A 13,845-nucleotide genomic window follows, 5' to 3' on the forward strand; every position below is an offset into this window, starting at 1 on the left:
GATTCCGGGCTCGCGAGCTGCGCTCGCGCCCCGGAATGACGAACGAGAGGTTGTTGCTCGGCGCGGCGCTTCACTGGATGCAGCTCATCATCATCTCATCATGGCCATCCACGCTCAACGTTGCGACCAGTGGCCGCACGCGCCGCTTGATCTTGCTCAATGTTGGGGTGGTAGGATGCGGCCTAGCCTGACGTGTTGATGGTGACACAGCGTCTGGAGACGATGCGGCTCGATCGGAACAGCGACCACACGACCTTCCCGACCGCTTTGCGTCTTTGGCTCAAATCGGTTTTGTTGGTGTGCGCGCTGATGATGATTGCTGTCGGCGCTGCGTCGTCGGCATCTGCTGCGTCCGATGCGCCGCGTCAGCAGCTCGAATTCGTCAAGACGCCGCCGGCCGTGCCGGCGCCGAGCCTCAGCGACGAGCCTGAAGTCACCACCACTGATACGGCGCAAGCCTTGACGCCGTCTTCGAGCCGCAGCATGGCCTGCGATCAGTCGACCCGCGTGCGGCTGCAACTCGACCAGCCGATGCTCGGTCGCAGCGAACCGCCGCAACTCCGTCCGCCAATCCGCGTGTAGCACCCGCCGGATCGCATCCGCGTTCCTGACCGACGCTCCGCTCGCCGTCTGGTGGCGGTGCGAGGCTTTGTGCCTCGCGGATGCGCCGTCTCACGCCGCCGCGATCGCCGGCTTTCTCCCGATCATCCCGTGTGCGCAAGCCCGCCGTTGCGGGTGCCGCGGTCGCATTCCGAACCGGCCGCGCCATCACGTCGCGCGGGGCCATCCTCACCTCCGACATCCCGGACACACGCATGACCATGCCTATGGAAGCCACGATCAAGGGCCCGAACGATCAGGCCTCGGAGGAGATGTGGCACGCGATCGATGCCGACCGGGTGCTGGCGGGGCTCGAGACCAGCCGCGGTGGCCTGAGCAGTGAGGAGGCCGCGAAACGTCTCGCCAGCGTCGGCCCGAACGCGTTGCCGGATCCGCCGCGCCGCTCGGCGCTGCTGCGCTTCCTGGCGCAGTTCAACAATACGCTGATCTACTTCCTGCTCGCCGCAGCGGTGGCGGCCGCGTTCCTTGGTCATCGCATCGACGCCGCGGTGATTGTCGCGGTGGTGACGATCAACGCCATCGTCGGCTACGTCCAGGAAGACAAGGCCGAGAAGGCATTGGCGGCGATCAAGAAGATGATTTCGCCGCGCGCCCACGCCTGGCGAGACGGCCACCGTGTAGCGATTCCGGCCGCCGACCTCGTGCCCGGCGACGTGGTGATGGTCGAAGCCGGCGACCGCGTCCCGGCCGATCTGCGGCTGACCCGCGCCCGCGGCCTGTTGATCGACGAGGCGATGCTGACCGGCGAGTCGGTGGCCTCCGAGAAGCACGATCAGCCCGCCGCACCGCAGGCACCGCTCGGCGATCGGCTGTGCATGGCGTTCTCCGGCACGCTGGTGTCGGCCGGGCAGGGCTTCGGCGTCGTCGTCGCCACCGGTCAAAGGACCGAGATCGGCCGCATTTCGACGCTGATCCAGGGCGTCGAACAGCTCACCACGCCGCTGCTCGGCCAGATCAACCGGTTCGGCGAGCGCTTCACCTGGGTGGCGATCTCCGCCGCCGCTGTGATCTTCGCCTTCGCCGTGCTGGTGCGCGGCTATGAGTGGACCGAGGCGCTGATCGCCGTGGTGGCGCTCGCGGTCGGCGTGGTGCCGGAAGGGCTGCCGGCGGTCATCACCATCACGCTGGCGATCGGAGTGCAGCGGATGGCGCGGCGCAATGCAATCATCCGCAGCCTGCCGGCGGTCGAGACGCTCGGCGCCACCTCGGTGATCTGCTCCGACAAGACCGGCACGCTGACCCGCAACGAGATGACGGCGCGGCGCATCGTCACCGCGGAGTACACTATTATGGTCAGCGGCTCCGGCTACGTGCCGAAGGGTGAGCTGACCGTCGATGGTCGCGAGTCGGCGGCCGCGGTCGCCTCGGCGATGCAGCTGATCCGCTGCGGACTGCTCTGCAACGATGCGCAGCTGCGCGAGGCGAACGGCCACACGGTGGTCGACGGCGATCCGATGGAGGGCGCGCTGGTCGCGTTGGCGCTCAAGGCCGGGCTTGATCCAGCGCTGGAGCGCGCGGCGTGGAAGCGGTCGGATGAAATCCCATTCGACGCGCAGCATCGCTTCATGGCGACGCGCCATGCTGCTGCACCGGGCGGGCAGGTGATCTTCGTCAAGGGCGCGCCGGAGCGGCTGCTTGCGATGTGCGCGGCGCAGACCGGCCCCGACGGTTTGGTACCAATCGACACGGCGTTCTGGACCGAGCAGATCGCGCGCGCCGCCGCCGAAGGCGAGCGCGTGCTCGGCTTCGCGGTGCGCTCGCCGGCGCGCGCCAGCGACCAGCTCGGCTTCGCCGATCTCGACGAGGGTCTCGCTTTTATTGGATTGATCGGCTTCATCGATCCGCCGCGCGACGAGGTGATCCAGGCGATCGCCGAATGCCGCTCGGCCGGCATCGTGGTCAAGATGATCACCGGCGATCACGCCGCCACCGCCGACGCGATCGCGCGTCAGCTGGTACTCACCGAGAGCCCGGACGTCGTCACCGGCGCCGATCTTGACCGTACGCCCGAGGCGGCCTTCACTGGCATAGTCAGTCACACCGACGTGTTCGCGCGCACCAATCCGGAGCACAAGCTGCGCATCGTCCGCGCGCTGCAGTCCACCGGCGCGGTGGTGGCGATGACCGGCGACGGCGTCAACGATGCGCCGGCGCTGAAGCAGGCCGACGTCGGCATCGCCATGGGCCATAAGGGCACCGAGACCGCCAAGGAAGCTTCCGAGGTGGTGCTGCTCGACGACAATTTCGTCTCGATCGTGGCCGCCGTGCAGGAAGGCCGCACCGTCTACGACAACATCCGCAAGGTGATCGCCTGGACGATCCCGACCAATGGCGGCGAAGTGCTCACCGTCATCATGGCGATCCTGATCGGCTTCACCATGCCGATGACGCCGGTGCAGATCCTGTGGATCAACCTGATCCTCACCGTCACGCTCGGCCTGGTGCTGGCATTCGAGCCGCCGGAGCCCGGCGTGATGCAGCGGCCGCCGCGCCCGGCGGGCGCGCCGCTGCTGTCGCGCTTTCTGGTGTGGCGCATCGTCTTCGTGTCGCTGCTGTTCACCGTGGGATCGCTGGCGATCTTCTTCTACGCGCTCGGCAGCGGACTGTCGGTCGAGACGGCCCGCACCATGGTGGTCAATGTGCTGGTGGTGTTCGAGATCTTCTATCTGTTCAACGTCCGCTATCTGCACGCCTCGTCGTTCTCGCTGCGCGGCGCACTCGGCACGCCGGCGGTGCTGGCGGCGCTGATCGTGGTGATCACCGCGCAGCTCGCCTTCACCTACGCGCCGTTCATGCAGTCGCTGTTCGACACCACGCCGCTGTCGCTCGTCGAGGGCCTGGTGATCGTCGCCGCCGGCGTCGTGATGATGATCGTGCTCGAAGTGGAGAAGCTGGTGATGCGGCGCGTCGGCTTGCTGCGCAGGCTCGAACCGTAGCGCGTCGTCGATGCCGACCGTCAACCAACAGGAGGTGTAGCATGGACCAGATGCCGTCCGAGTTCAGCAGGCCCGATCTGAAGGTCGTGCTGGTCGCCACGGATTTCTCGGCCCGCTCGGATCGCGCGGTACGCCGCGCCGCGGCGATCGCGCGCGAGAGGTCCGCACGGCTGGTACTGACCCATGTGGTCGACGACGATCAGCCCGAGCACATCGTCACGGCGGAATGCGATCTCGCCGAGACCGCGCTGGCGGACGCGATCCGCGAGCATGCTTATCTGGCGGGCATCGCCTGCAGCCCGCTCGTGGTGTGCGGCACGCCGTTCGACGGCATCGTGCAGGCGGCGCAGCAGCAGGGCGCCGATCTGTGCGTGATCGGCAGCCATCGCCGCGCGTTCCTGCGCGACATCTTCGTCGGCACCACGGCCGAGCGGGTTATCCGCAACAGCCCGGTGCCGGTGCTGATGGCCAATATCGATCCGGCGCTGCGCTACGCCACAAGCCTCGCGCCGGTCGATCTGTCCGACTGTTCGCTGCAGGCGCTGAAGACCGGCCGCCGGCTCGGCCTGCTGGAGCACACCCGCATGGTGATCCTGCACGTCTACGACGCCGCGGCCGCCGGCATGCTGAGCTATGCGGGCGTCCACAAGGGCAATGTCGACGACTACCTCGCCGACGCCCGTGTCGAAGCGGTGCGTGATCTCGTACGCTTTCTCAAGCCGCTCGATCTCGACGACATGGACTACGCGACGATGGTGCGGGAAGGCATCGCGCAGGCCGCGATCGTCGATGCCGCCGCGGAGCTGCGGCCCGATCTGGTGCTGATCGGCACCCACGGCCGGCGCGGCGCGGTCCGGTTGCTGCTCGGTAGCGTCACCGAGGAAGTGCTGCGACGGCTCAACCGCGATATTCTGGTCGTGCCGGTACGCGACGCGGCGTAGCACGCCGACAGCCCGTCAATTGCGGCTCGGGGGCCGGGCGGTGCCTGCTGGGTGGCGGGCGCTGCTCGATCGCTGTCGGCAAACTGCCGCTGCCGGATCACGCGCCATCACATCGCGTCACCTATTGCGCCATCAGCGCTGCTATCGGCGAGGCCCGCGGGCCACATCCTTCGGCCACGCGCGTGCTGAAAATACGCTGATTCCGGCCTGTTCGGCGCCGCTGTGCTGCGGCGCGTGCACTCCGGCTACCAATCTTACGACTTTACTAATACCGGGCCTCACAATCCTGAAAGCCGCTTAGCCAATTTTTAAGCCGCCCCGCGTACGTTCGATCACACAGTGTCTTGAGTGAGAGTTGTGAGTACGCCATGACAGAGCCCCACCGTCCGCGGGTCAAATACGTCATTGGACCCGATGGAAGTCCGTTAACGATTGCGGATTTGCCTGCTCCGGGGACCAAGCGTTGGGTGATCCGCCGCAAGGCCGAGGTGGTCGCCGCCGTTCGAGGCGGTCTTCTCTCCCTCGAAGAAGCCTGCAGCCGTTATACGCTGACCGTCGACGAGTTCCTGTCCTGGCAGTTCTCGATCGACCAGCACGGCCTGGCGGGCCTGCGGACCACGCGAATCCAGCAATATCGCCAGTAACCTTCCTTACCAAGATCTTAACGAATTCCGGAAAGCCGGCCCCGTTTCGGGAAGCCGGCTTTCGTCATGTCGGAAGCAATTTCCGTCCCGTTAAGATTTATTAACCTTCTGGAAACCATCCCATAGGCAAGATTTGCCTAGTCGGCCTTGGCGCCGAATCCGAGGGGCTGGTCTTGCAGAGTTTGGTGGGTTTCCTGAAGGGCTTGGGCGCCGCTCGGGTGATGGCGATGATTGCCGTCACGGTTGCGTTGCTCGGGTTTTTCGCCTTCGTCATCATGCGCGTGTCGCAGCCGCAGATGACCACCCTCTACACCGACCTCAGCAGCGCGGACGCGTCCAGCATCATCAAGGAGCTGGAGCGCCAGGCGATTCCGTTCGAGATGCGCAACGACGGCTCCACCCTGATGGTGCCGAAGGACAAGGTGACGCGGCTGCGCATGAAGCTGGCCGAAGGCGGCCTGCCGAAGGGCGGCGGCGTCGGCTACGAGATCTTCGACAAGTCGGACGCGCTCGGCACCACCAGCTTCGTCCAGAACATCAATCATCTGCGCGCGCTGGAAGGCGAATTGTCGCGCACCATCCAGGCGATCGACCGCGTTCAGGCGGCGCGCGTGCATCTGGTGCTGCCGGAGCGGCCGCTGTTCTCGCGCGAGGCGCCGGAGCCGTCGGCCTCGATCGTGCTGCGCGTGCGGGGCGCGCTGGAGCCGCAGCAGGTCCGCGCCATCCGCCATCTGGTCGCCTCCGCGGTCAACGGCCTCAAGCCGCAGCGGGTCTCGATCGTCGACGAAGCGGGGCAGTTGCTGGCGGACGGCACGGCCGGCGCCAACGCGGCCGACAGCGCGGCCGGCGACGAACGCCGCACCGCCTTCGAAAAGCGGATGCGCAACGAGGTCGAGGCGATCGTGTCGTCGGTGGTCGGCTCAGGCCGCGCCCGCGTCCAGGTCACCGCCGATTTCGACTACAACAAGATCACCCAGACATCGGACAAGTTCGACCCCGAGGGCCGGGTGCTGCGCTCGAGCCAGACCCGCGAGGAGCAGTCGCAGACGCTGTCGAACGACGGCCAGGTCACCGTCAACAACGAGCTGCCGGGCAATCAGGGCCAGGCCGGCGCCGGGCCGCGCGACCAGAGCAAGAAGTCCGAAGAGACCAACAATTACGAGATCTCGCGCGTCACCAAGACCGAAGTGACCGAGGCCGGCCGCGTCAACCGGCTGTCGGTCGCGGTGCTGGTCGACGGTATCTACAGCAAGAACGACAAGGGCGAACTGGTTTACGCCGAGCGCACCAAGGAGCAGCTCGACCGGATCGCCGCGCTGGTGCGTTCGGCGATCGGCTTCGACCAGAAGCGCGGCGACCAGGTCGAAGTCGTCAACCTCAAATTCGCCGAAGCGCCGCAGATCGAGAAGTTGCCGGAGCCCGCCGGCCTGCTCGGCATGCTGCAGTTCACGAAGGACGACATCATGAACATGATCCAGCTCGGCGTACTGTTCGTCCTCGGCCTGGTGGTGCTGTTCATGGTGATCCGCCCGCTGGTGAAGCGCGTGTTGGCCGACGATCGGGCGCAGGAAGCCCCCGGCGTGCCGGCGCTCACGGACGGCACCGTGCCGCAGATCGGCGCCGACGGACAGCCTGTCACGCCGCCCAGCATGATCGACATCGCCCAGGTCCAGGGCCAGGTCCATGCCCAGTCGGTGCACCGGGTCGGCGAACTGGCCGAGCGCAATCCCAACGAAACCGCAGCCATTGTCCGTCAATGGCTGGCCGAGCCCGCCTAATCCGCCATGGCCGAAACTCCCGCCACCACCAGCTCGGGCTCCGAAGACATCGCCAGCGTCGTCGCGACGCTCGCGCAGCGTCAGAGCGGCCGCCCCGCGTCGAAGCCGCTCCCCGGCCCGAAGCGCGCGGCGATCCTGATGCTCGCGCTCGGCGAGCAATACGGCGGCAAGATCTGGAGCCTGCTCGACGACGACGAGGTGCGCGAACTGTCGTCTGTGATGTCGACGCTCGGCACCATCGAGCCGGAAGTGGTCGAGGACCTGCTGCTCGAATTCGTGTCGCGGATGTCAGCGTCCGGCGCGCTGATGGGCAATTACGACGCCACCGAGCGGCTGCTGCAGCGCTATCTGCCGGCCGACCGGGTCAGCGGCATCATGGAGGAGATCCGCGGCCCCGCCGGCCGCAACATGTGGGAGAAGCTCTCGAACGTTCAGGAAGAGGTTCTCGCCAACTATCTGAAGAACGAATATCCGCAGACCACCGCGGTGGTGCTGTCGAAGCTGAAGCCCGAACACGCCGCCAAGGTGCTGGCGATCCTCCCCGACGACATGGCGCTCGACGTCATCAACCGCATGCTGCGAATGGAGTCGGTGCAGAAGGAAGTGGTCGAGAGCCTCGAGCGCACGCTGCGCTCCGAATTCATGTCGAACCTGTCGCAGACCCGCCGCCGCGACGCCCACGAGGTGATGGCGGAGATCTTCAACAATTTCGACCGCCAGACCGAGACCCGGTTCATGACCTCGCTGGAAGACGACAACCGCGAGGCCGCCGAGCGCATCAAGGCGCTGATGTTCACCTTCGACGATCTGGTCAAGCTCGATTCCGGCTCGGCGCAGACGCTGATGCGCAACATCGACCGCGACAAGCTGGCGATCGCGCTGAAGAGCGCCAACGAGGAAGTCCGCGGCTTCTTCCTCGGCAACATGTCGTCGCGCGCCGGCAAGATGCTGCTCGACGACATGGCGGCGCTCGGTCCGGTCCGGCTGCGCGACGTCGACGAGGCGCAGGCGCTGCTCGTCAATCTCGCCAAGGATCTCGCCGCCAAGGGCGAGATCGTGCTCACCAAGAACCGCGCCGACGACGAACTGGTGTATTGATGGCTGCTCCCGCGCAGAAATTCCTGTTCGACAACGATTTCGGGGCGCCCGACAAGGCCCGCGAGAAGGCCGCGGCGGCGGCCGAACTGGCGCAGGCGGTCGCCGCCGCCGAGCAACGCGGCTATCAGGTCGGCTTTGCTCAGGCGCAGCGCGAGATGCAGGCCGACGCCGAGCGCCTCTGCGCGATGGCGCTGGAGCAGATCGGGCAGTCGATGCAGGTGATCGCGGCTGGCATCGGCAGCGTCGAAACCCGGATGGAGACCGAGGCGGTCGAGGTCGCGGTGGCGGTGGCGCGCAAGCTGTGCCGCGAACTGATCGCCGCCGAGCCGCTGGCGGAGATCACCGCGCTGGTCGGCGAGTGCTTCCGGCATCTGGTGTCGACGCCGCATCTCGTGGTGCGGATCAGCGACGGGCTGTACGAAGCGGCGCGCGAGCGGATCGAACTGCTCGCCAAGCGCAGCGGCTTCGCCGGCCGCCTGGTGCTGCTGTCCGATCCGGAGATCGCCGGCGGCGACTGCAAGATCGAATGGGCGGATGGCGGCATGGTGCTGGAGCGCGCCGCCATCGAAGCGAAAATCACCGAACTGGTCGGGCGCTACATGGCGTCGCGCAAGTAACGAGATCGAGGACTCAACATGGGCGAAAACGACGGCCTGCCGCTGCCGGATCTGAACGGGGCCGATGCGCCGCCGCTGGCGGATGTCGGCTACAACGAGGAAGAACAGACCTCGCGCGTCGCCGCCGATCTCGAAGCGGTGTTCGACGTGCCGGTGCAGGTGTCGGCCGTGCTCGGCCGCTCCAAGATGGACGTCGGCGAACTGTTGAAGCTCGGTCCCGGCGCGGTGCTCGAACTCGACCGCCGCGTCGGCGAGGCGATCGACATCTACGTCAACAATCGGTTGGTGGCGCGTGGCGAGGTGGTGCTGGTCGAGGACAAGCTCGGCGTCACCATGACGGAAATCATCAAGGCGGACAACTGATCGCAGCCGTTCGGCGGCGCGGCAGACCTAAGGATCACAGGAGCAAACCATGCGGCTTCTCATCGTTGGCACCCTGAAGGGCCAGCTCACCACCGCGACCAAGATCGCGATCGACAACGGCGCCTCGGTCACCCACGCCTCCGACAACGAGCAGGCGATGCGGGTGCTGCGCGGCGGCAAGGGCGCCGACCTGCTGCTGGTCGATGTCGCGCTCGACATCCGCGATCTGGTGATGCGGCTCGAGGCCGAACACATCCATGTGCCGATCGTCGCCTGCGGCATCGCCTCGGACGCCCGCGCCGCCGTCGCGGCGATCCACGCCGGCGCCAAGGAGTACATCCCGCTGCCGCCGGATCCGGAGCTGATCGCCGCGGTGCTGGCGGCGGTGGCCAACGACAGCCGCGAACTGGTGTATCGCGACGAGGCGATGGTGAAGGTGGTGAAGCTGGCGCAGCAGATCGCCGGCTCCGAAGCCTCGGTGATGATCACCGGCGAGAGCGGCACCGGCAAGGAAGTGCTGGCGCGCTACGTCCACTCCCGCTCGCACCGCGCCAAGCGGCCGTTCATCAGCATCAACTGCGCGGCGATCCCCGAGCATCTCTTGGAGTCCGAGCTGTTCGGCCACGAGAAGGGCGCCTTCACCGGCGCCATCGCCCGCCGCATCGGCAAGTTCGAAGAGGCCAATGGCGGCACGCTGCTGCTCGACGAAATTTCCGAGATGGACGTGCGGCTGCAGTCCAAGCTGCTGCGCGCCATTCAGGAGCGGGTGATCGACCGCGTCGGCGGCAAGACGCCGGTGCCGGTCGATATCCGCATCCTCGCCACCTCGAACCGCAATCTGCAGGAGGCGGTGCGCGCCGGCACGTTCCGCGAGGACCTGCTGTTCCGGCTCAACGTCGTCAATCTCAAGATCCCGCCGCTGCGCGATCGTCCGGCCGACATCCTCGAGCTGGCGCAGCACTTCGCCAAGAAATACGCGGACGCCAACGGCGTGCCGCTGCGTCCGCTGTCGGCCGAGGCGCGCCGCGTGCTGACCACCAACCGCTGGCCCGGCAACGTCCGCGAACTGGAAAACACCATCCACCGCGCGGTGCTGATGGCGTCGGGCGACGAGATTGGTCCCGAGGCGATCATCTCGCCGGAAGGCGACCGGCTCGATCAGAGCAAGACACCGCCGGCGGTGGCGCACGCCACCTTCGCGGCCGAGCAGGTCACCCGGGCGCTGGTTGGCCGCACCGTCGCCGATGTCGAGCGCGACCTGATCCTCGAGACGCTGAAGCACTGCCTCGGCAACCGCACCCACGCCGCCAACATCCTCGGCATCTCGATCCGCACCCTGCGCAACAAGCTCAACGAATACGCCGACGGCGGCCTGCCGATCACTCCCGCGGGCGCCGGCGAACCGCGGGCGTTCGTATCGATGGGGTGAGCGGCCAACTCCGCGTCATTGCGAGGAGCGCAGCGACGAAGCAATCCAGCCCGTGCACTGCGCTTCTGGATTCCTTCGCTTCGCTCGCAATGACGGAGAGGCTGCTCACGAATATTTCGGCGCGTCCGGATTGCGGAAGATCCTGATCGGGTCGCCCGGTTCGAGCTTCGGTGCGGTCAGCATCCGGTAGGCGAACAGCGCCAGATAGGCGCAGGCGAGGGCGCCGACGACGTAGAGCAGGATGGTACCGAACCGTTTCATGCGCGCCTCGTGCCGCGGCCGGAGGGCGCGCAGTCGGTGCCAGCCATGACGCAGGATCTGCCGCCGGCAAGGCGACCAAACGCGGCGGGCACCTCGCGTTCCCCTCCCGCCCGGCGGCTTGCACCGCGCCGCCAAGACGCTAGCTTGCGGCCATCGAGTCGCGGGCGGAGTCCGCGCCTGTTCCGCCCGAAAGCCCGATGACCACCTTCACCCCAGTCCAGGATGCGGCGCTGAAAGCCGTCGGCGAGTGGCTCAAAGCCAAGCCCGGCCGCAATGGCACGCCGCTGGTGTTCCGGCTGTTCGGCTTCGCCGGCACCGGCAAGACCACGCTGGCGCGAGAGATCGCCGAGGGCGTCTCGGGCGAGGTCAAGTTCGCCGCCTTCACCGGCAAGGCGGCGCTGGTGATGCGCAACAAGGGCTGCGACGACGCCTCGACCATCCATTCGCTGATCTATCGCACCAAGGAGTCGGGCGTCGAACAGCCGAGCTTCGAACTCTGGGACGACGCGCCGGCTTCGAAGGCCAAGCTGATCGTGATCGACGAATGTTCGATGGTCGACGAGGAGCTCGGCCGCGACCTGATGTCGTTCGACTGTCCGCTCTTGGTGCTCGGCGATCCGGCGCAGCTGCCGCCGATCCAGGGTGGCGGCTTCTTCACCAATGCCGAGCCCGACGTGATGCTCACCGAGGTGCATCGCCAGGCGCAGGACGATCCGATCGTGCGGCTGTCGATGGATGTGCGCGAAGGCCGGCGGCTCGAGCTCGGCCGCTACGGCGAGACCGAAGTGGTGACGCGCGACGGCCTCGATCCGCAACGGGTGATGGACGCCGATCAGGTGCTGGTCGGCCGCAACAACACGCGCCGCGCCTACAACGCGCGCTTTCGCCAGCGGCTGAGCATCGAGGACCCGTTTCCGGTCGGCGGCGACAAGCTGGTGTGCCTGCGCAACAATCGCAAGAAGGCGCTGTTCAATGGCGGGCTGTGGCGGGTGAAGTCGCGCTCGCCGATCAAGACCAAGATCATCACGCTGCGGGTGACGCCCGACGAGGATTTCGGCGGCCGGCTGACAAAAGTGTCGGTGCGCCAGGAATGCTTCGCCGGCGGCATCGAGGATATCAGCTGGGATCAGCGCAAGCCCTACGACGAGTTCGACTACGGCTACGTGCTCACCGTGCACAAGAGCCAGGGCTCGCAATGGGACGACGTCGTGCTGTTCGACGAAAGTTTTGCGTTTCAGGACTCGCGGGCGCGCTGGCTCTACACCGGGATTACGCGCGCGGCGAAGCGGCTCAGCGTGGTGGTGTAAGGCGAGTCAGTCTTCGCGTCGCCCTCACCCCAGCCCTCTCCCGCAAGCGGGAGAGGGAGCCGGCCCCGTGTGCGGCGACGCCGTGGGCAAAAGCGGGGGCTCACGAGCAATGACCTCACCCCAAGCACTGCGAACTCCCTCTCCCGCTTGCGGGAGAGGGCTGGGGTGAGGGCGCCCCAGGCAGTGACTCAGCCCGCCCGCTTCGCCACGAACGTCATGCGCCACGGGTTGTGGCCGATGTTGGTGTCGGCGCGGATCGCCGAGAAGCCGGCGGCTTTCAGCTTGTCCAGCATCTCGGCCTCGGCGTAGCGCTGCAGGCCGATCTTGGTGCGGAGCTGGCGATAGTCGGACAGCGCGGTGCGGGCCAGGCCCCACAGCGCATCCTGCAGGAAGCCGTGCCGCGCCGCCATCTTCAGCAGTGCGGCGACGTCGCGTCCCATCCCGACCTTCGGGTCCAGGATGTCGCCCAGAACCAGCTTGCCGGAGCGGCGCAGCAGCCGCCGGATCAGCGCCAGCGCCTTGTCCAGCTCGTCCGGCGTCATGTACTGCGCCACCGAGTTCATCACGACGAGGTCGAGCGAGCCGTCCGGCAGCGCCGCCAGCTCGTCCAGCGACCGGACCTTGATGTTCGGATGCTGGGCGAACCGGGCCTTGAGCCGGCCGCGCACCCCCGGCGCCGGCTCGGCCAGGATCAGCGTCCCGCAGGCGGCCGCGACCTTGGCGGCGGACAGCGCCTCGCCGCAGGAATAGTCCAGCACGGTCGCGTCCGGGGCGCCGATATAGCCGATGATGTCCTTGGCGATCTCGTCGAAATGCACGTCGCGATGCAGCTTGCTGACATAGATCGTGTGGGTGGAGTCGTAATAGTCGATCCAGTCGTCCATCGAGCCTCGCTGCGGCGGTAACGGAGTGCTGGGCGGCCGCGGGCGCGGCGCCGTATCCCTCGGGCGGGAAAGACCGGGTCCCGATTTTGTTCCATCGTGGGAACGCGCCGAAAGCCGGCGCGTTGACCCCGGTCTAAGGCGTTTGCCGAGCGAGGGAAACAAAAACCGCAGAATCCGGCAAGACGGCGCGGTTCCCGCTCGTCATGCTTGCGCCCGCCCCGGCCCAACGCCGTCCTTCACCGCCGTTCACAACATAGGATCGCCATCGTGACCAAGAGCAAATCCGCCGTCGCCGCCGACCTCGACACCCCGACCGATCTGCCGCAGCAGTCGGTCGAGAAGATCTCGGCGGCGCTGAACACGCTGCTGGCCGACGCCTTCGCGCTGTATCTGAAGACCAAGAATTTCCACTGGCACATCAGCGGTCGGCATTTCCGCGACTACCATCTGATGCTCGACGAGCAGTCCGACCAGATCTTCGCCACCACCGACCAGCTCGCTGAGCGCGTCCGCAAGGTCGGCGGCGTGACGCTGAAGTCGATCGGCCAGATCGCCAAGCTGCAGACCATCGAGGACAACAACGAGGACTACGTCCCGCCGCGCGAGATGCTGCGCGAACTGATGAACGACAACAAGAAGATGGCGGCCGCGATGCGCAAGGCGCACGAGATCGTCGACGACTGCAAGGACGCGGCGAGCGCCGGCCTGCTCGAAAACTTCATCGACGAAACCGAGCGCCGCACCTGGTTCCTGTTCGAAGCCAGCCGCCAGGAAGGCGGCAACGAGGCGTAAGCCTTCCCGGGCACGACGCGCTCCCTCTCCCGCTTGCGGGAGAGGGCTGGGGTGAGGGGCAGCCCCGGGGCACTGACCCGCCTTTCATAACAAGTACACGCCGCGGCCTCGCGGAGATGCCCCCTCACCCGGATTGCTACGCAATCCGACCTCTCCCCGCGCGCGGGGAGAGGT

13 protein-coding genes are annotated in these 13,845 nt (G+C 67.0%); 11 read left to right on the forward strand and 2 right to left on the reverse strand.

Translation table 11 applies throughout. From position 1 onward, the window contains the following. Positions 1–198: 198 nt before the first annotated feature. From IP86_RS21055 to flbD, 9 genes are all read left to right on the forward strand, one after another. On the forward strand, positions 199–582 hold the full coding sequence (locus tag IP86_RS21055; RefSeq protein ID WP_245290697.1) for a hypothetical protein: 384 nt from the start codon (positions 199–201) through the stop codon (positions 580–582). 239 nt (positions 583–821) lie between these two features. Continuing rightward, positions 822–3,557, forward strand: a complete 2,736-nt coding sequence (locus IP86_RS21060) for a cation-transporting P-type ATPase (protein WP_502694009.1) — start codon at positions 822–824, stop codon at positions 3,555–3,557. A 41-nt stretch (positions 3,558–3,598) separates the two neighbouring features. Continuing rightward, the gene (locus IP86_RS21065; RefSeq protein WP_245290698.1) at positions 3,599–4,498 is read left to right on the forward strand and encodes a universal stress protein; all 900 of its coding nucleotides are present in this window, start codon (positions 3,599–3,601) and stop codon (positions 4,496–4,498) included. A gap of 368 nt (positions 4,499–4,866) precedes the next feature. Further along, positions 4,867–5,142 carry a CtrA inhibitor SciP gene (gene sciP, locus IP86_RS21070; protein ID WP_002714638.1) on the forward strand — a complete coding sequence of 92 codons (276 nt, stop codon included), beginning with the start codon at positions 4,867–4,869 and terminating at the stop codon, positions 5,140–5,142. 173 nt (positions 5,143–5,315) lie between these two features. Next, positions 5,316–6,920 (forward strand): flagellar basal-body MS-ring/collar protein FliF, encoded by a 1,605-nt coding sequence (gene fliF / locus IP86_RS21075; RefSeq protein WP_054164390.1) that lies wholly within the window; start codon positions 5,316–5,318, stop codon positions 6,918–6,920. 6 nt (positions 6,921–6,926) lie between these two features. After that, entirely contained in the window at positions 6,927–8,018 is a 1,092-nt protein-coding gene (gene fliG / locus IP86_RS21080; RefSeq protein WP_054164391.1) for a flagellar motor switch protein FliG, read from the forward strand. Continuing rightward, the gene (locus tag IP86_RS21085; protein WP_054164392.1) at positions 8,018–8,635 is read left to right on the forward strand and encodes a FliH/SctL family protein; all 618 of its coding nucleotides are present in this window, start codon (positions 8,018–8,020) and stop codon (positions 8,633–8,635) included. The genes fliG and IP86_RS21085 overlap by 1 nt, the downstream gene beginning before the upstream one ends. An 18-nt stretch (positions 8,636–8,653) precedes the next feature. Next, a complete protein-coding gene (fliN, locus tag IP86_RS21090) occupies positions 8,654–8,998 on the forward strand; it encodes a flagellar motor switch protein FliN (RefSeq protein ID WP_054164393.1) in 345 nt (114 codons plus the stop codon). 49 nt (positions 8,999–9,047) lie between these two features. Next, entirely contained in the window at positions 9,048–10,427 is a 1,380-nt protein-coding gene (gene flbD, locus IP86_RS21095; protein WP_054164394.1) for a sigma-54-dependent transcriptional regulator FlbD, read from the forward strand. Between the two features lie 105 nt (positions 10,428–10,532). Here the strand turns inward: flbD and IP86_RS29160 are convergent, their stop codons facing one another. Beyond that, on the reverse strand, positions 10,533–10,688 hold the full coding sequence (locus IP86_RS29160; RefSeq protein WP_197279924.1) for a hypothetical protein: 156 nt from the start codon (positions 10,686–10,688) through the stop codon (positions 10,533–10,535). Positions 10,689–10,885: 197 nt separating this feature from the next. Between IP86_RS29160 and IP86_RS21100 the strand changes: the two genes are divergently transcribed. Continuing rightward, complete coding sequence (locus tag IP86_RS21100) at positions 10,886–11,995, forward strand: ATP-dependent DNA helicase (protein ID WP_054164395.1); 1,110 nt, start codon at positions 10,886–10,888, stop codon at positions 11,993–11,995. Between the two features lie 188 nt (positions 11,996–12,183). On the opposite strand, the gene IP86_RS21105 is transcribed toward IP86_RS21100, so the two are convergent. Then, positions 12,184–12,879, reverse strand: a complete 696-nt coding sequence (locus tag IP86_RS21105) for a methyltransferase domain-containing protein (RefSeq protein WP_054164396.1) — start codon at positions 12,877–12,879, stop codon at positions 12,184–12,186. A 267-nt stretch (positions 12,880–13,146) separates the two neighbouring features. On the opposite strand from IP86_RS21105, the gene IP86_RS21110 reads away from it, so the two are divergent. Continuing rightward, positions 13,147–13,671 (forward strand): Dps family protein, encoded by a 525-nt coding sequence (locus tag IP86_RS21110; RefSeq protein WP_054164397.1) that lies wholly within the window; start codon positions 13,147–13,149, stop codon positions 13,669–13,671. Positions 13,672–13,845: the final 174 nt, after the last annotated feature.

Source organism: Rhodopseudomonas sp. AAP120 (genome assembly GCF_001295845.1).
Taxonomy (GTDB): domain Bacteria; phylum Pseudomonadota; class Alphaproteobacteria; order Rhizobiales; family Xanthobacteraceae; genus Rhodopseudomonas.

What these genes read in the sequence shown, in the direction of transcription:
- IP86_RS21100 (WP_054164395.1), top strand. Translation starts at nt 10,886, where the DNA reads ATGACCACCTTCACCCCAGTCCAGGATGCGGCGCTGAAAGCCGTCGGC.
- IP86_RS21055 (WP_245290697.1), top strand. Translation starts at nt 199, where the DNA reads ATGGTGACACAGCGTCTGGAGACGATGCGGCTCGATCGGAACAGCGAC.
- IP86_RS21105 (WP_054164396.1), bottom strand. Translation starts at nt 12,879, where the DNA reads ATGGACGACTGGATCGACTATTACGACTCCACCCACACGATCTATGTC.
- sciP (WP_002714638.1), top strand. Translation starts at nt 4,867, where the DNA reads ATGACAGAGCCCCACCGTCCGCGGGTCAAATACGTCATTGGACCCGAT.
- IP86_RS21060 (WP_502694009.1), top strand. Translation starts at nt 822, where the DNA reads ATGCCTATGGAAGCCACGATCAAGGGCCCGAACGATCAGGCCTCGGAG.
- IP86_RS29160 (WP_197279924.1), bottom strand. Translation starts at nt 10,688, where the DNA reads ATGAAACGGTTCGGTACCATCCTGCTCTACGTCGTCGGCGCCCTCGCC.
- fliG (WP_054164391.1), top strand. Translation starts at nt 6,927, where the DNA reads ATGGCCGAAACTCCCGCCACCACCAGCTCGGGCTCCGAAGACATCGCC.
- IP86_RS21065 (WP_245290698.1), top strand. Translation starts at nt 3,599, where the DNA reads ATGGACCAGATGCCGTCCGAGTTCAGCAGGCCCGATCTGAAGGTCGTG.
- flbD (WP_054164394.1), top strand. Translation starts at nt 9,048, where the DNA reads ATGCGGCTTCTCATCGTTGGCACCCTGAAGGGCCAGCTCACCACCGCG.
- IP86_RS21085 (WP_054164392.1), top strand. Translation starts at nt 8,018, where the DNA reads ATGGCTGCTCCCGCGCAGAAATTCCTGTTCGACAACGATTTCGGGGCG.
- fliN (WP_054164393.1), top strand. Translation starts at nt 8,654, where the DNA reads ATGGGCGAAAACGACGGCCTGCCGCTGCCGGATCTGAACGGGGCCGAT.